The organism is Liquorilactobacillus uvarum DSM 19971 (genome assembly GCF_001434935.1).
Classification (GTDB): domain Bacteria; phylum Bacillota; class Bacilli; order Lactobacillales; family Lactobacillaceae; genus Liquorilactobacillus; species Liquorilactobacillus uvarum.
In genome coordinates this window covers 21,399-38,391 of the sequence record NZ_AZEG01000004.1, presented here as the reverse complement: position 1 = coordinate 38,391, position 16,993 = coordinate 21,399, and the positions used below count along the sequence as shown (strand labels likewise).

18 protein-coding genes and 1 riboswitch are annotated in these 16,993 nt (G+C 37.9%); all 18 genes read left to right on the top strand.

Annotated features, from left to right (window positions below):
• The first annotated feature begins 110 nt into the window (after positions 1-110).
• The 18 genes from pfkA to FD20_RS02860 all read left to right on the top strand — a co-directional run bounded on the left by pfkA (position 111) and on the right by FD20_RS02860 (position 16,947).
• Positions 111-1,073, top strand: coding sequence for a 6-phosphofructokinase (gene pfkA, locus FD20_RS02945; protein WP_057736098.1), 963 nt, complete (start codon positions 111-113; stop codon positions 1,071-1,073).
• A 100-nt stretch (positions 1,074-1,173) separates the two neighbouring features.
• Positions 1,174-2,934: a pyruvate kinase gene (pyk, locus tag FD20_RS02940; protein WP_057736097.1), complete on the top strand. Its 1,761-nt coding sequence runs from the start codon at positions 1,174-1,176 to the stop codon at positions 2,932-2,934.
• Positions 2,935-3,251: 317 nt separating this feature from the next.
• The gene (locus tag FD20_RS02935) at positions 3,252-3,710 is read left to right on the top strand and encodes a DUF441 domain-containing protein (protein ID WP_057736096.1); all 459 of its coding nucleotides are present in this window, start codon (positions 3,252-3,254) and stop codon (positions 3,708-3,710) included.
• An 18-nt stretch (positions 3,711-3,728) separates the two neighbouring features.
• A complete protein-coding gene (locus tag FD20_RS02930; RefSeq protein ID WP_057736095.1) occupies positions 3,729-4,604 on the top strand; it encodes a CvfB family protein in 876 nt (291 codons plus the stop codon).
• A gap of 34 nt (positions 4,605-4,638) precedes the next feature.
• Positions 4,639-5,103, top strand: coding sequence for a ferric iron uptake transcriptional regulator (fur, locus tag FD20_RS02925; protein WP_057736094.1), 465 nt, complete (start codon positions 4,639-4,641; stop codon positions 5,101-5,103).
• Between the two features lie 41 nt (positions 5,104-5,144).
• A complete protein-coding gene (gene xerD, locus FD20_RS02920) occupies positions 5,145-6,032 on the top strand; it encodes a site-specific tyrosine recombinase XerD (RefSeq protein WP_057736198.1) in 888 nt (295 codons plus the stop codon).
• Between the two features lie 84 nt (positions 6,033-6,116).
• Positions 6,117-6,476 (top strand): GNAT family N-acetyltransferase, encoded by a 360-nt coding sequence (locus tag FD20_RS02915; RefSeq protein WP_057736093.1) that lies wholly within the window; start codon positions 6,117-6,119, stop codon positions 6,474-6,476.
• Entirely contained in the window at positions 6,473-7,228 is a 756-nt protein-coding gene (locus tag FD20_RS02910) for a segregation and condensation protein A (RefSeq protein ID WP_057736092.1), read from the top strand. The genes FD20_RS02915 and FD20_RS02910 overlap by 4 nt, the downstream gene beginning before the upstream one ends.
• Before the next feature lies 1 nt (position 7,229).
• Positions 7,230-7,832: an SMC-Scp complex subunit ScpB gene (gene scpB / locus FD20_RS02905; RefSeq protein ID WP_057736091.1), complete on the top strand. Its 603-nt coding sequence runs from the start codon at positions 7,230-7,232 to the stop codon at positions 7,830-7,832.
• A gap of 2 nt (positions 7,833-7,834) precedes the next feature.
• A complete protein-coding gene (locus FD20_RS02900) occupies positions 7,835-8,548 on the top strand; it encodes a pseudouridine synthase (protein ID WP_057736090.1) in 714 nt (237 codons plus the stop codon).
• A 70-nt stretch (positions 8,549-8,618) separates the two neighbouring features.
• A riboswitch (FMN riboswitch) is annotated at positions 8,619-8,739 on the top strand.
• A 107-nt stretch (positions 8,740-8,846) separates the two neighbouring features.
• The gene (locus FD20_RS02895) at positions 8,847-9,425 is read left to right on the top strand and encodes an ECF transporter S component (RefSeq protein ID WP_057736089.1); all 579 of its coding nucleotides are present in this window, start codon (positions 8,847-8,849) and stop codon (positions 9,423-9,425) included.
• A 192-nt stretch (positions 9,426-9,617) separates the two neighbouring features.
• The gene (locus FD20_RS02890; RefSeq protein ID WP_057736088.1) at positions 9,618-10,649 is read left to right on the top strand and encodes a helix-turn-helix domain-containing protein; all 1,032 of its coding nucleotides are present in this window, start codon (positions 9,618-9,620) and stop codon (positions 10,647-10,649) included.
• A 161-nt stretch (positions 10,650-10,810) separates the two neighbouring features.
• The gene (locus FD20_RS02885; protein WP_157060830.1) at positions 10,811-12,259 is read left to right on the top strand and encodes a RecQ family ATP-dependent DNA helicase; all 1,449 of its coding nucleotides are present in this window, start codon (positions 10,811-10,813) and stop codon (positions 12,257-12,259) included.
• 96 nt (positions 12,260-12,355) lie between these two features.
• Positions 12,356-12,994, top strand: coding sequence for a LysM peptidoglycan-binding domain-containing protein (locus tag FD20_RS02880; protein WP_057736087.1), 639 nt, complete (start codon positions 12,356-12,358; stop codon positions 12,992-12,994).
• Positions 12,995-13,030: 36 nt separating this feature from the next.
• A complete protein-coding gene (cmk, locus tag FD20_RS02875) occupies positions 13,031-13,711 on the top strand; it encodes a (d)CMP kinase (protein WP_057736086.1) in 681 nt (226 codons plus the stop codon).
• Between the two features lie 81 nt (positions 13,712-13,792).
• Positions 13,793-15,007 carry a 30S ribosomal protein S1 gene (gene rpsA / locus FD20_RS02870; protein WP_057736085.1) on the top strand — a complete coding sequence of 405 codons (1,215 nt, stop codon included), beginning with the start codon at positions 13,793-13,795 and terminating at the stop codon, positions 15,005-15,007.
• Between the two features lie 109 nt (positions 15,008-15,116).
• The gene (der, locus tag FD20_RS02865) at positions 15,117-16,427 is read left to right on the top strand and encodes a ribosome biogenesis GTPase Der (protein ID WP_057736084.1); all 1,311 of its coding nucleotides are present in this window, start codon (positions 15,117-15,119) and stop codon (positions 16,425-16,427) included.
• A 244-nt stretch (positions 16,428-16,671) separates the two neighbouring features.
• Positions 16,672-16,947, top strand: a complete 276-nt coding sequence (locus FD20_RS02860) for an HU family DNA-binding protein (protein ID WP_034986956.1) — start codon at positions 16,672-16,674, stop codon at positions 16,945-16,947.
• The last annotated feature ends 46 nt before the right edge of the window (positions 16,948-16,993 follow it).

Sequence of the window (16,993 nt, the reverse complement as noted above, 5' to 3'; positions counted from 1 at the left end):
ATTGTGATAAAGTGAATTAATTTCTGTTTTTGCAAGACATACACTTATAAAAGTGATAAGATAGGCAATGGAGAATGTGTTGTTCCATAATATTTACTTGAGGTGAAAAAATGAAACGCATAGGTATTTTAACAAGTGGTGGCGATGCAGCAGGAATGAATGCATCAGTTCGTGCAATTGCACGCTCTGCAATGTCAGCAGGACTTGAGGCTTACGGTATTAACTACGGTTTTGCTGGTTTAGTTGCTGGAGATATCCATAAATTAGAGTCTATTGATATGGATGGGATCATTTCACGTGGTGGTACTGTATTGTACTCTGCACGTTTCCCAGAATTTGCGGAAGAAAAAACACAGCTCAAAGGTATTGAACAACTCAAAAAATTTGGAATTGATGCTTTAGTTGTTATTGGCGGAGATGGCTCGTATCACGGAGCTGAACGCTTGACACAACATGGCTTCAATTCTATTGGTATGCCTGGGACTATTGATAATGATATTCCAGGAACTGATTTCACTGTTGGTTTTGATACAGCCGTCAGTGTTGCGCTTGATGCGCTTGATCGTGTAAACGATACGGCAACATCTCATCAAAGAACCTTCATTGTCGAAGTGATGGGGCGCGGCGCTGGAGATATCGCTTTATGGGCGGGCATAGCTGCAGACGCAGATGCAATTGTCATTCCTGAAAGGGATTATGACATTCAGGCTATTGCAAGCAAAATTAAGCAGAATCGAGCAAACGGCAAGGATCATAATTTAGTCGTTTTAGCTGAAGGAGTAATGTCTGCTGCCGAATTTAAAGAAAAGTTGGACAAATTTGGGGTGTTGCATACACGTGCTATTACTTTAGGACATGTTCAGCGCGGGGGCAGTCCAACTGCAAGAGATCGTGTTCTAGCTAGTCGTTTTGGTGATTTTGCGGTTAAACTTTTGCTTGAAGGCAAAGGTGGTTTAGCAATTGGTATTAAGGATAACAAACTAGTTGCTTCGGATATCATTGACACATTGGAGAATCATAAACATGTAACAGATGTTTCGCTGCAGGATCTAAACGATCGCCTGCGTTTTTAAGAGCGTTGAATTTAAGCAGAAAACATTGTGCATTAATTAATTAGGTAAAGATTAGACATTAAAGTCATCTTTAAAATTATTCAAAGGGGAGATTTTACTCATGAAGAAAACCAAGATTGTGAGCACACTTGGTCCAGCCAGTACAGATCTAGATACAATTGTAAAATTAATCGAGGCAGGAGCTAACGTATTTCGCTTTAACTTTTCTCATGGCGATCATGAAGAACATTTAGGACGTCTGAATGTTGTCCATGAAGCAGAAAAAGTTACCGGCAAGATGGTTGGTATCATGTTAGATACTAAAGGTGCCGAAATCCGTACTACGGTTCAAAAGGAAGGCAAGATCCAATATGAAATTGGCGATGAAGTTCGCATTTCTATGGATGCTTCACTTGAGGGGACTCATGATAAAATTGCCGTTACCTATCCTGGATTGATTGATGATGTCCATGAAGGTGGCCACGTTTTATTTGATGATGGTTTGATTGACATGCAGATTGAAAAAATCGATCGCGAAAATAATGAATTGGCATGTAAAGTATTGAATGCCGGAGTTCTTGGTTCACGTAAAGGTGTTAATGCACCCGGTGTTTCAATCAACTTACCAGGAATCACTGAAAAAGATTCTGATGATATTCGTTTCGGATTAGATCATGAAATCAACTTCATTGCTGCAAGTTTTGTACGTAAACCAGAAGATGTTTTGGATATCCGTGAACTTCTTGAAGAAAAACATATGGAGCATGTTCAAATTTTTCCTAAGATCGAATCACAAGAAGGTATTGACAACTTCGACGAAATTATCAAAGTTTCAGATGGTTTGATGGTTGCCCGTGGTGATATGGGTGTTGAAATTCCAGCTGAAAATGTTCCATTGGTTCAAAAGACTTTGATTAAGAAATGTAATGCTTTGGGCAAACCTGTTATTACAGCTACTCAAATGCTTGATTCAATGCAAGAGAATCCACGTCCTACACGTGCTGAAGCTTCTGATGTTGCTAATGCTGTTTTTGATGGAACAGATGCAACAATGCTTTCAGGTGAAAGTGCTAATGGCGATTACCCAGTTGAATCAGTTGCAACAATGGCTCGTATTGATGTTAAGGCTGAAAATGCTTTGCGTCAGCATAAGACATTCTCAATTAATGACTTCGATAAGACTGATGTTACAGAAGCAATTGGCCGTGCTGTTGCTGAAACAGCAGATAACTTGGGGATTAAGACAATCGTTGCTGCAACGAAATCTGGTCATACTGCTCGTATGATTTCGAAGTACCGTCCAGATGCAGATATTTTGGCTGTTACATTTGATGATCGTACTCGTCGTGGTTTGGCTGTTAACTGGGGTGTTTATCCTGTTATGGCTGAAGCACCTGCTTCAACAGATGATATGTTCACACTTGCAACAGAAAAAGCTAAAGAAGCTGGTTTTGCTAAAGAGGGCGATTTGATCTTAATTACAGCTGGTGTTCCTGTTGGCGAAAAAGGAACAACTAATGTTATGAAGATCCAACTTATTGGTTCAAAGCTGGTTTCTGGTCAGGGCGTTGGCGATGAAACAGTAATCGGTAAAGCAACTGTTGCAACATCAGCTGAAGAAGCAAATAAGAAGGCTGTTGAAGGTGGAATTTTAGTTACAAAAACAACGGACAAAGAATACTTACCTGCTATTGAGAAGTCAAGCGCATTGATTGTTGAAAATGGCGGTTTGACATCACATGCAGCAGTAGTTGGCATTTCAATGGGCATTCCTGTTATTGTTGGAGCACAAGATGCAACAGCTTCAATTTCTGACGGTGAAGTCGTAACTGTTGATTCACGTCGTGGTATTGTTTATCGCGGTGCTTCAAACGCACTTTAATATTTAGAGCTTAAGAAAAGAATCATCTTAATAGTTAGGAAGTGTGTTATACTTCCTAAAATAAGAGTAGAAAAGTTTGTGACGACAAGCTTTTCTACTTTTTTTTATTGGTTCAAAAATGAAAAAAATTGTCAGTTGTGTAGATATTTAGGAAAAAATAATAAGCACTTTTATGCAAATTAAAATCTATATGTAACAAACAGCATAGTTGTATTAGAATAGGACCTTCATGGGCCTTTTAGAGATTAGTTCGCATTTTGAACTTCTTTCAGTTAAAATAAAGAAGTATACAGAGTAATGTAATGGGGTGGAGTAATATGGAAAGTTGGCTTTTTTTAGGTTTGGTATTATTGATTGCACTGATAGTTAAAAATGCCTCGTTATCATTTGCAGCTGCTGTGGTTTTGATAATAAAAGCAATTCCGTACACTAGCAAGTGGTTACCTGTTATTCAAAGTCGCGGCATAAACTGGGGTGTGACCGTGATCTCGGTTGCAATTCTAGTTCCAATTGCCACGGGGGAAATTGGTTTTCGCGACTTAATAACAGTTTTTAAGTCACCAGTAGGTATAATCGCAGTTGCTTGTGGAATTTTAGTGGCCGTCTTATCTCGTAATGGAGTCTCTTTGTTAGCGAGTTCGCCACAAGTGACAGTAGCATTGGTTATTGGTACAATTGTAGGTGTTGTTTTTCTTCATGGTGTTGCTGCAGGGCCTGTGATAGCTTCAGGAATCGCATATTGTATTATGAGTGTGTTACATATCAGTTTTAATTAATTATAGGGGAGAAACAACATGGAGAATGAATTAAAAAAATTAATCGGTAAAATAGTAACAGTTGTTATTACAGATGAGAATGATGATTTTTATTTTGCACAGCAAAATGGCCTAACTTTTAGAGTTGCTAAAGATGAATTTAAAGAACCAATTACTAAAGGAACAGAGGTAAAAGGTTTTGCTTACGAAAATGCCGAACATGAACTGCAACTTACAAAAAAAATACCTGAGAGCGGTTTTGATCAGTATGCTTTTGGAGAGGTAGTAGAGGTACGCCGGACCTTGGGCGTTTTCGTTGATATTGGTTTGCCTAATAAGGATATTGTTGTATCCATTGATGATCTCCCTGAAATTACTAAGATATGGCCTAAAAAGGGTGATCGTTTAATGATAGGTTTAAAGATCGATAATAAAGGTCGTCTCTGGGGAGAATTGGCTTCAGAAGATGTTTTTCGAGGATTGGCTGTAAAAGCAGATGCTCAGATGCAGAACAAAAATGTTGTTGCAACGACTTATCGTATGAAGATGGCTGGAACACATGTACTAACAGATGATTATTTCTTAGGTTTCATCCATCCGAGTGAACGTGACGAAGAACCACGTCTGGGACAGCGCCTTGAGGCTCGTGTTATAGGAGTCAGACCGGATGGTGTTTTAAACTTATCATTGCGACCAAGGGCATATGAAGCTATCAGTGATGATGCACAAATGATTCTAGCGGCACTGGAACATCAAAAAGGCGAGCTAGATTATACTGATAAGAGTTCTCCAGATGAAATTAAAGCTTTTTTTGGCATTAGCAAAGGACAATTCAAACGTGCTATTGGTCATTTGATGAAGGCTGGACTGGTCAGACAGGAAAATGGAAAACTTATTTTGAATAAGCAACAATAAGTTTTAGAATATTAAAAAAAGAGGTAACGCTGCAATGGTTTTTCAAGAGGAACGCATTACTGAAATTGGTAAAAAACTACATCAAGCAGGAATGAAACTAACACCACAACGAAGAGCAACGGTTAGTACACTTTTGGAATATCAAACAAAGCATCTTTCGGCTGAAGAATTGTTTACACTGATTAAACAAAAGGAACCAGAAATTGGGCTTGCAACTGTTTATCGGACACTTGACTTGCTAACAGAATTGCGAATTGCTGATCGTGTAACCTTTGAGGATGGTGTTGCTCGCTATGATTTGCGTTGTGAAGATCACCAACATTTTCACCATCATCTTCTGTGCAGTGTTTGCGGTAAGGTTGAGGAGATACATGAAGATCTGCTCGTTGAAGTTGAACAGGAGGTTTTACATAAATATGGTTTCAAGGTTCGCGATCATCGACTAACTTTTCATGGTATCTGTGCCGCATGCAGTAAAAATATAAAGCAATCAAATTAAATTTAGTGCGGACAGATACGGACTTTTCGGGGGTGGGTATCATAGACAATCTCATTGAGGACTATCTGCATTATTTAACGGTTGAGCGCGGTTTGGCTAAAAATACAGTAATGAGCTACCGTAATGATTTGCTGCAATTTGCTGTATTTCTAAAAAAAAGGGAAATCAACAGCTTGGACAACATCGAACGCCAAGTTGTTATTGATTTTATGCAGCAAGAAACGGATCAAAAAAAAGCTACTAGTTCAATTGTCCGTTCAGTCACTAGTTTGCGCAAGTTCTTTCAATATCTGATGGAAGAAGAGAAAATTAAGAAGGATCCGATGCAGCTTATTGACGCTCCTAAGCGAAAAGAGCATTTACCAGAAGTGCTTTCAACAAAAGAAGTTGAAAAATTGCTTAATTCACCGGATACGGGGAAAAAATTAGGTTTGCGTGATCGGGCAATTTTAGAAGTTATGTATGCAACTGGTTTGCGCGTCAGCGAAATAGTAAATTTGCAACTTTCAAATCTCCATTTGGGTATGGGATTGATTCAAACAATTGGAAAGGGCAGTAAGGAAAGAATTGTGCCTATCGGTGATCAGGCGGTTAAGTGGGTAGACCAATATCTACAGAAAGTCAGGCCAGAGCTTTTAGGTAGGAAGAATAGCTCTTACCTTTTTTTAAACAACCATGGGCGCGAGTTAACGCGGCAAGGTATTTGGAAAAATTTAAAAGCAGAGGTTAGAAAAGCCGGCATCAAAAAAAATGTGACTCCGCATACTCTGCGTCATTCGTTTGCAACGCATATTTTGGAAAATGGAGCTGACCTACGAGTTGTTCAAGAGTTGTTGGGGCATGCTGATATCGCAACTACTCAGATTTACACTCATCTATCAAAAAAGAGACTGGCAGATATTTACAACCGCTATCATCCTCGAGCGTAGACTGTTTGTGTAATAGTTAAAATTATGGTAAAGTAAATTCAAGTTTATCATACGATAATTTGTTGGGACCACAGGAGGTCGAACATGCTTTACAAGTATAAAAATGATTACGAAAAAATCACCATGGGATTGTTGTCTTTTATACCTGATTTAAAGGAAATTTCTCATCTGAAAGCTGAATTGAAATGGTATGCCAGTGAAGAAGAGAGAAGTTTATTTTTATGGAAAAATGACGAAGGTGATTTTATTGGTGTTATTGGTATTGAAGTCAACGATGATATCTTGATGGTTAGACATATATCTGTAACACCAACTGAAAGAAATGAAGGAGTCAGCTTTCAAATGCTAGACGCACTTGCAGAGTTATTTAAAAGCTGCAAGATAATGGGAAGTTTTGATACTTCAAAGATAATAGCTAAATGGGAGCGGAAGAATGACAAATGAAACATGAAGATCGGCAGCTAGAATCTTCTTCAAAATTAACGTTTAAACTGGATGCATTTGAGGGCCCGCTGGACTTACTACTTCATCTCATCAAACAAAATAAAATGGATATTTATGATATCCCAATGGTTGAAATTACTTCTCAGTATATTGAGTATCTGCATAGAATGCGTGTTCTATCACTTGACATTGCTGGGGAGTATTTAGTTATGGCCGCAACTTTAATAAATATAAAGAGTAAAATGCTTCTACCGCAACATCCTGTTGTTATTGAAACTGAACAGCAAGAAGATCCACGTGCAGAACTTGTCCAGCAATTATTAACACATCAATGTTTTCAAGCTGTTTCTAAGCAACTGACCAAGTTAGCGTTTATACGTGCGAAGCATTACACACGGGAACAAGAAGATATTCCATTAGAGATGCAAGCAGATCATTTGAGTGGACATGGCGATGTGGAAAAAATGCAACAAGCATTGGTGCATTTGTTCAGCAAACGACATTTTCGCCAAGCAGCTTTTCGGCGTGTCGGTAAAGAAAAATATACGCTAAAAGAAGAAGTAGCCAAATTAAAGAAACAATTACAAAAAGCAAAGGGGCCGGTTAACTTTGAACAGCTGTTTGATGGTCAAATTGAACTTGAACATGTTGTGACAACTTTTTTGGCTCTATTAGAATTGATGAAACGTGGTTCAGCAGCTGTCGTTCAAACAGAAGTGTTGGGTCCAATCTGGGTAAGAGGTGTTGCATGAGATGTTATCAAATTTGGCCAAAGTTGAGAGCTTATTATTTGTAAGCGGTAGTGAAGGTATTTCACTGCAGCAGTTAGCTGAGTGTACAGGTATGCTGAAACCAGCTGTTAAGGATCAATTGTCATGTTTGCAGAACAAGTACCATAATGATGCTGACTGCAGTATTGAGGTGATTTCGACAGAGGATCGTTATCGAATTGCAACGAAGAAAGACTTCGCATTTCTTTTAAAACGTTATTTCGAGGAGCCTAGCATGACTGCATTATCACGTGCTTCACTTGAAACACTGGCAATTGTGGCCTACAAGCAGCCAGTTACGCGGGTTCAGATTGAGGAAATCAGAGGTGTTCAATCTAGTGGCACTTTACGCAAGTTGTTGACATATAATCTAATTAGTGAAAAAGGGCGTCTTGATGCTCCAGGCAAACCAATTTTATATATTACGACCGAGTCTTTTTTGGATTATTTCAATTTAAAAAAACTAGCAGATTTACCACCATTGCCGGAAAAGGATGGAATGCAGCTCGGTGATGATGGGCAGGATTTAATGGAACTTTTTGATCAAACCTTGCAGGATGAAAAGCAAAGAAAAGAGAGTGTCTAGAAATGGAAACCGAACGTTTACAAAAAGTGATGGCTAACGCAGGCGTTGCTTCACGACGAGCTTCTGAAAAATTGATTGCAGACGGAAAAGTTAAAGTCAACGGAAAAGTCGTAAAAGAGCAAGGAACTAAGGTGAGCATGGAAGATGTTATCACGGTTGCAGGTCGGGCGCTTGAACGTGAAAGAAAAGTTTATTATTTATTTTATAAACCGCGTGGGGTTATCTCTGCAGTGACTGATGATAAAGGTCGCAAAGTTGTCACGGATTATTTTAGTGAGATTCCTGAACGCGTATATCCGGTTGGTCGTTTGGACTATGATACTTCGGGGTTACTAATCATGACTAATGACGGAGATTTAGCAAACAAATTGATGCATCCACGTTATAAAATTAACAAAACATATCTGGCTAAAGTGAGCGGAATTCCTGATAATGAAGCGCTGAAAAAATTACGCTTAGGTGTTAAAATCGATAAATATAAATCGGCACCTGCAAAAAGCAAAATAATTTCCAGTGATCCAAAGAAGAAAAAAGCATTGGTCTCCCTAACAATTCATGAAGGGCACTATCATCAAGTGAAAAAAATGCTTGCAGCTATCGGCTATCCAGTTGAAAAATTGCGGCGCGAGTCATATGGTTTCTTAACTTTGCAAGGCTTGACCTCTGGTGAATATCGTTCGTTAACACGTGAAGAAATTGATCGCTTGAAAAACTGATTGTACTGAGGCAGAGTTATAACTTGCAATAGAAAAGCTAGTATGTTAAATTTAATTGGAAAAAATAATAGTTTGTCTTCAGGGGCAGGGTGAGAATCCCGACCGGCGGTAATAGGCCGCGACCTACAGCAATGTAGTTGAACTGGTGTGATTCCAGTGCCGACAGTATAGTCTGGATAAAGAAGATAGGGCTTATTTGACGATATTGTGCAAGTAGACTCTGTTGATCCTCTGATCAGCAGGGTCCTTTTATTTTCAATAAGTGCCGTGAAGATAGACATCAATGGAGGTTTTTTTGATGTTATATTCTGGTTCTCGCAAGTATATTATTGCTGCTTGTTTAGCAGGAATTTCGTATTTGTTAATGTTCATTTCATTTGCTGTTATTCCAATTGTGCCATATATGAAGATCGATTTTTCCGATTTGCCAATTCTTTTTGGGATGTTGATTCTTGGTCCACTTGGAGGAATAGAAGTTGCATTGCTGCGTTCGGTGCTGTATTTTCTTATTTCGGGGCCTTCAATTGCCAATTTGATTGGAGTTTCTACGAATCTTGTTGCTTCGTTGGCATTTACGCTGCCATTGTTCTACATTTTGAAAAAAAATCAAAGTGTAACCTCGTTAAATATCTTCAAATCAATAGCTTTAGCTACAATAAGTTTAACCTTATTGCTTTCAATTGCTAATTGGCTAGTAATAACACCTCTTTATATGTCAGTTTTAGGGATGAAATTATCATTGCCATTGGCAGAAATTGTTCTATTTGGAGTAGTTCCTTTCAATTTGATCAAGGGCGTTTTAGTTGGTGGGGTTTTCTGGATAGCTTTTGCCAAAATGCGCGTATGGTTGAAAAAAAGATCGGTAATTCTCCACTAGTTATTTAAAACTATTATGCTGATAAAGTATTAATTAGGGCTGTTGCGGGGCATTTTCCAAGTGTGAATTAAACTTTGGAATTGTTTGTGCAAGAGCTCTTTTTTGTTTAGAAATATACTTAATGTTTAGACGATTTTAATATTTTTAAGTTAAAATGCATTTATAACGTTGATAGGGGGATTATTAGCAGAAATGGATGAGTTACTCTGTTTTTTTTCAAAAAATCAGCCCAGAAGACCTGCGGTTATTCGACAAGTGCTGTCAAACAAACGAACGGTTTCGAATCTTTTCTGGGGCCTAAGATATAAAATTCTTGATTGGCTTGCAATTTGTCCACAACTTGAAAGGGAAAAGTTTGATAATTTAATTGCGGCGATGGTTCAAAATAAATTATTAGCTGAAATCAATGGACAGGGACTTTGTCTGACGGAATTAGGGGCAAGACGTAGAGATAATTTTGCGGAAATTCACTATCATATGAAAAGCCCATATTTATTTAGTAGGTTCAAAGTTCAATTATGGCAGGACATACTGCGGCTTTTGGTTCAAATAGTGTCTGAAGCAAGCTACGGTAATACGCATTATTATGTTGTAGCCTCGTCTTTTCAAGCTCGTGATTCTATAAAAAAATGGTATCAAGATTATCATGAATGTGAGCTAGGTCAGCTTTTAAGTGAGCAGTTACTTTTATTTTTAAAGAATGAAAGTGCTGATGATGCAACTATTTTTATGCAACTTTTTTACGGTCATGAGTATGTTGCAAAGACAGCAGAACAGATTGCTGTGAATACTGGTTGGTCAACACGCGACATCGAAGTTTTGTGGAATGATTTATCTGTAAAATTTGCAGATTTTTTGTGTGAAGGAACAAGTATCTTTAAAGTGTTAGTAATACCATTAAAAAAAACAGGGTTACTTTCCAAAAGTGCTACTGAAACATATCGTTTGTATGCTAGTGGAATGACAGTTGCAAAAATAAAAAGTGTTCGCGGGTTAAAGGAAAGTACTGTTGCTGAACACTTACTGGAGGCTGCAATTTTTGTACCCAATTTCAATTTTAAACGTTTGATATCACCGCTGGAATATAGCATATTTAGCAAACTTTTTAAGGGCAACATCGATAATTGGCACTATGAAAAGCTGCAAGAAACTGAGCCAAAAATATCTTTTACTAAATTCAGGTTATATCAAATTGAGCAAAGCAAGCTGGAAATGGTTGAATAATTTGTTGAGAAGTTGATTTAGAAGACGTAAGTTTTAAGGTGAAATTAAGTTTTCAATATTGATGTATTCCAAAGACCGATTTTCTCCAACTGATTATGAATAGCTGCTAAAAAATTTCTGTCACACCTTCATTAAAAATGAACTAGAGGAGGAAAAGTCTGATGATTTCTGATAAGAAGCTGGAAACTGCTTTAAAACAGTATTTTGGATTTTCAAAGTTTAGAAGTGGTCAAAAAGAAGTTATTCGTAATTTACTGAGTCGTGAATCAACGTTGGCAATTCTACCGACAGGAACTGGAAAGTCATTATGCTATCAATTAGTGGGGAAAATTTACAAAAAGCCCGTAGTTATCGTTTCACCATTGATATCTTTAATGCAAGATCAAGTAGAACAATTGCGGTTTGCGGGTGAAAAAAAAGTGATTGCTCTAACATCAGTTCTTTCATTTAAGCGTAAAGAGTATGCTGTTTCTCACCTTTCACAATTTGACTTTATTTATCTTGCACCTGAAATGCTCAATAAAAAAGAAGTGGTCGAAAACTTATTCCAGCTTGACTTGGCTTTGTTTGTTGTGGATGAAGCACACTGTATTTCAAAGTGGGGACCTGATTTTCGACCTGATTATCTTGGACTAGGTGAATTACGAAGAGAGTTGAACTTTCCAACTACTTTAGCTTTGACTGCCACGGCCACTAAGAGGGTTGAAGAAGATATTATTGGGAATCTGTTTGGGACACAAAAGGTTAAAGTTATCAGGCATTCAGTTGATCGGCCAAATATTTTTTTAGCTGTTGAAAAAGTTGCAAATCAGAAAGAAAAAAATAAAAAGGTGATTAAGTTAGTTGAACGTTTAAAGGCACCTGGGCTAATATATTTTTCAAGCAAGAAGAAAGCTGATGAAATAGCCCAAATGATTAGACAAAAAACAAAGCTGAATGTAAGTTCATACCATGCAGGTCGCAGTGCAATCGACCGTTATACTGTTCAACAACAGTTTATGCTTGGAAAGTTAGATGTGATCTGTGCTACTAGTGCTTTTGGAATGGGGGTCAACAAGAAAAACATTCGTTATGTAATTCATTATCATCTTCCGGCAGACCTCGAAAGTTATCTTCAGGAGATCGGTCGTGCTGGTCGGGATGGTCAGCAAAGCATAGCTATTCTCTTGTATCAGGAAAGTGATGTTGGTTTACAAAGGCGTTTGATAGATATGACGTTGCCCGAAGATGAGATGATTCAATATTACATGGATAATGCCCAAAAGCTGACTGGTCATGCCGGAGAACAAGGAGAATTGTTAGATTACTATCGCAAACAAGGCTTGTCTAGTGAACGGGTCAAAGAGATATTTTCAAGGCGCAGAAGCGACAAGATCAAAAACTTGAATGAGATTCTAGCATATACTAACACTCATCATTGTCGCCGTGCTTACATAAAAAAGTATTTCGGAGAAAAGGACAATCAGATTCATGACAGATCTTGCTGCCAATTATCGGGAGAAGAACTCCCCCTTAAAGAACTGAAGATGATAAAAACAGAAAAAGAGAATATTAAAAATTTTGATGACAACAGTTATCAAAGGGTTATTAGAAAACTTTTTAATTTATAGGTAATATAAAACGAATTAATAGTTATCGGCAACTCAAGTACCTGGATGATTGTTCTTATGGTAAAATAAACTATAATAGTTCGGGGAGGGATAGGCATGAGTCGTAAAAGTGAAGAGCAAAAAGGTGAACAGCCTTGGGCCAAAACATTCGAAGATGAGCGCGATGATAGCGGAAATTACTCACGGATTGCAAACCGTAAGAAAACACGCACTAATACAGTTTTGACAACATCTTTATTGATAATTTTTATTGCAATCATAATTGGGACTGTAGCAGCGTATTTTTTATCACAGAGAAGTTCGATGCAACCATCTTCTGAAGGAGATAATGTTAATGTGGTTGCTTCAACTTCTAAAAAGAAAACCAAAAAAAGCAGTTCAAGTTCGGTTTCGGATAAGAAAAAAGGAAGTTCAACTTCTTCTAAAGCGAGTACGGGAGCATCGAGTACTGCTAGCAGTTCCAGTACAGAAGTTAGTGAGTCAGAGTCGCAAATTGAGGCCAGCTCCATTTCAAGTTCGCAGGTTGAATCATCTAGCAGTTCTGAAGATGAAGCTTCATCTTCAGAAAGCTCCAGCAGCTCCAGTTCAGCAAGTTATGTAACAGTTGGTGCTGGTCAAGGAATGTATCGGGTTGCAGTTAATAATGGGTTGACCGTTGAAGAATTATTACAATTAAATCCAAGCTTAAGCAGTGGATCAACGTTGTCTCCTGGTCAATCAGTACGTGTTAAGTAAAAAATCTTATTCATATGTTGTTAGGGGAGTTTTGTTATGAGTGATCTATTGCAAATTGCCATTGATGGTCCTGCTTCAGCGGGGAAAAGTACGGTTGCTAAACTTGTTGCACATCAGCTAGGTTATGTTTATTGTGACACCGGGGCGATGTATCGCGCTGTTACATGGGCGGCTATTCGAAAAAATATTAGGCTTGATGACAATTCAGCACTGGAGAAAATGGTCGCTGAAATCAAAATCAGCTTTAAACCATCTGCTGATGGTCAAAGAGTATATGTCGATCAAGATGAAGTTACTGCTGATATTAGGTTGCCTAAGATAGCAAATAATGTTTCGACTGTAGCAGCGCAGCTCAGTGTTAGAGAGGCGCTGACCAAACGTCAGCAAGAAATTGCTTTTAGGGGCGGAATCGTGATGGATGGGCGCGATATTGGAACAACGGTTTTGCCGGATGCTCAGGTTAAGATTTTCTTGGTAGCCAGCGTTAAGGAGAGGGCTTTGCGTCGTTTTAAAGAAAATCAAGCTAAAGGGTTAGAAATGAATTTGGAACAGTTGGAGCAAGAGATAGCAGAGCGTGACCATAAAGATTCAACGAGAGCTGTCTCACCACTTATTCAAGCGTCCGATGCGGTTAAAGTTGATACAACGATGTTATCAATCGATCAAGTTGTTGCAAAAATTATGGAAATAATACAAAAAAAGGCAAAAAATAGCTAAAAGTGCATTTTGACTGGAATTTATTGTTAATTTCGGCTAGAATAGTAGTTAGAGTTATAGTCGTTAAGGAGGACATAGTCCATGAGTGAAGCAGATGCAAATAAGGATTTATTAGAAGCGCTAGATAGCGTCAGTGAGGTTAAAATTGGCAATGTTGTCAAAGGAGAAGTTTTGGCAATTGATGATTCCAAGCAAGTTATTGTTGGAATTGAAGGTACTGGTGTTGAAGGTGTTGTGCCTTTTAAAGAACTTGTTACTAAGCCTGATGCAGAAATTGAAGATACGGTTAAAGTTGGTGACGTTTTTGATCTTGTTGTTATCTCAAAAATTGGTTCTGACAAAGAAGGCGGCAGTTATCTTCTGTCACAACGTCGTTTAGAAGCAAGAAAAGTTTGGGATGAGATTGAAAAAGAGTTTGAAGCTGGTGAAACAATTAAAGCTCCTGTAACACAAGTTGTTAAGGGTGGTTTGGTTGTAGATGCTGGTGTTAGAGGCTTTATCCCTGCTTCAATGGTTGATGACCGTTTTGTTGAGGATTTAAGCCAATATAAAGGGCAAACTTTAGAATTGAAAATTATTGAAATTGAACCAAGTGAAAATCGTTTAATTTTATCACATAAAGAAATTGTTAAAGAAGAACGTGAAGCTAAAAAAGCAGAGACCATGGCTAAGTTAGTTGTCGGAGATGTTATTGAGGGTAAGATTGCTCGTTTGACAAGCTTCGGTGCTTTCATTGATTTGGGCGGGGTTGATGGATTGGTCCATGTTTCAGAAATTGCGTACGAACGTGTTGAGAAACCATCAGATGTGTTGAAAGTTGGCGAAACAGTTAAAGTTAAAGTTTTGGCTGTTGATCCTGAAAAAGAAAGAATTTCACTTTCAATCAAACAAACTTTACCTCAACCATGGGATGATCTTGATGAAAAGGTTGCCGAAGGTGATATTTTGGAAGGTACTGTCAAACGTTTGACAAGTTTTGGTGCTTTCGTTGAAGTCTTCCCTGGTGTTGAAGGTTTAGTTCATATTTCGCAAATTTCACATAAGCATATTGCAACGCCGAATGAAGTGTTGACTTCAGGTGAAACAGTTAAAGTTAAGGTACTTAATGTTCATCCTGAAGAACATCGTTTAGCTTTGTCAATTAAGGCACTAGAGGAAAAGCCAAGTGCTGCTTCAAGCGAACCTAAGAAGAAACAAGTTGAAAATGATACCAAAGCAGAGGCTCCTGAAGAGAATACGGGTTTTACACTCGGCGATCTTGTGGGTGATCTCAAAGATGACGAAGAAGATAAATAATTTTTGATTGAAACTATTCTGGCTGGCTCAAAAGAATTAACTTTTGGGTCAGTTTTTTGCTGAAATATTTCTCTAAAATTATTCAATTTTTGAAAGCGAGGTGTTTTAATTGTCCAATCCTGTAGTTGCAATTGTAGGGCGTCCTAATGTTGGGAAATCAACAGTCTTTAATAGAATTGCTGGTGAACGGATCTCTATTGTTGAGGATGTTTCTGGAGTAACGCGTGATCGTATTTATACGCATAGTGAATGGTTAGGCCAAAAATTTAATTTGATTGATACTGGTGGTATCGATATTGGCGAAGAGCCCTTTTTAAATCAAATTGCAGAACAAGCGGAAATTGCTATTAATGAAGCTGATGTGATTGTTTTTGTAGTTAGTGTTAAAGAAGGTGTTACCGATGCGGATGAAAAAGTAGCGCATATTTTGTATCGTTCCGATAAGCCAGTGATAGTTGCTGTGAATAAAGTTGATAATCCAGAACTAAAGGGAGATATATATGATTTTTATTCTTTAGGTTTTGGAGAACCAATCGCAATTTCGAGTACTCACGGAATTGGAATTGGTGATCTTTTAGATCAAGTTTGCCGCTCTTTTCCTGAGATGGGTGAACAAGAAGAAGACGATTCAATTAAATTCAGTCTAATTGGTCGACCGAATGTAGGTAAATCATCATTAGTGAATGCTATTTTAGGTGAAAATCGTGTGATTGTTTCTAATATCGAGGGAACTACACGTGATGCAATTGATACACCCTTTCTTACGGATACCGGTGAAAAATTTAGTGTAATTGATACTGCTGGTATTCGCAAAAAGGGAAAAGTATATGAAAATACTGAAAAGTATGCTGTTCTGCGTGCTATGAGAGCAATCGATCGTTCGGATGTTGTGCTTGTAGTTTTGAATGCTGAAGAAGGTATCCGGGAACAGGATAAAAAAGTTGCTGGTTACGCACATGAAGCAGGACGCGGGATAATCATTCTTGTTAACAAGTGGGACACAGTCAAAAAAGACAATCGAACCATGCAAGAGTTTGAAGAGTTAATTCGGCGTGAGTTTCAGTATTTAAGCTATGCACCAATTATTTTTGTTTCTGCTGTAACAAAGCAGCGATTAGATAAGCTGCCTGAATTAATTAAGAGAATCAATGAGAATCATAAACGCAGGATTAGTTCATCTGTTTTGAATGATGTTATTATGGATGCAATTGCGCGCAATCCCACACCAACTGATAATGGAAAACGATTAAGAATCTATTATACAACCCAAGTTGCTGTTAAACCGCCGACATTTATTATTTTCGTAAATGATACTGAATTAATGCATTTTTCTTATGAGAGATTTATCGAAAATCAAATAAGAGAAGCTTTTGATTTTGTTGGAACTCCTATACACATTATCGAAAGAAGACGTAAATAGTATCCAATTTAAGGTGTGAACGAGCAATCTTTTTTGGAGTTTAAAATCCAATTAGAGGACAGTAATTTTTGAGGTTTTCTGGTCTAAAAAAAGCGAAAAACCTTGTTATATTGGGCTTTATATGCTATCTTAGTAGGAGAGATAATGATTTGTTAGTCATTGTTTCATCATTTTGATGCATTCAAAATGGAAGCTCGCAGATTAAATATCTGCGTATATATCTTCGTATGAGGAGGTGAAACACATGGCAAACAAAGCACAATTGATCGAAACAGTTGCAACAAAAACTGGTTTGACTAAAAAAGATGCAACTTCAGCTGTTGATGCTGTTTTTGAAACTATTCAAGATACATTGGCAGAAGGCGAAAAGGTTCAATTAATCGGGTTTGGCAACTTTGAAGTACGCCAACGAGCAGCTCGTAAGGGACGTAATCCGCAAACAGGTAAAGAAATTCAAATTCCTGCAAGTAAAGTACCTGCTTTCAAACCAGGTAAGGCTTTAAAGGATTCTGTTAAATAGATAGTGAATTACTATTCGTCTAAATGAAGTCGGGACTTGGGTCCTG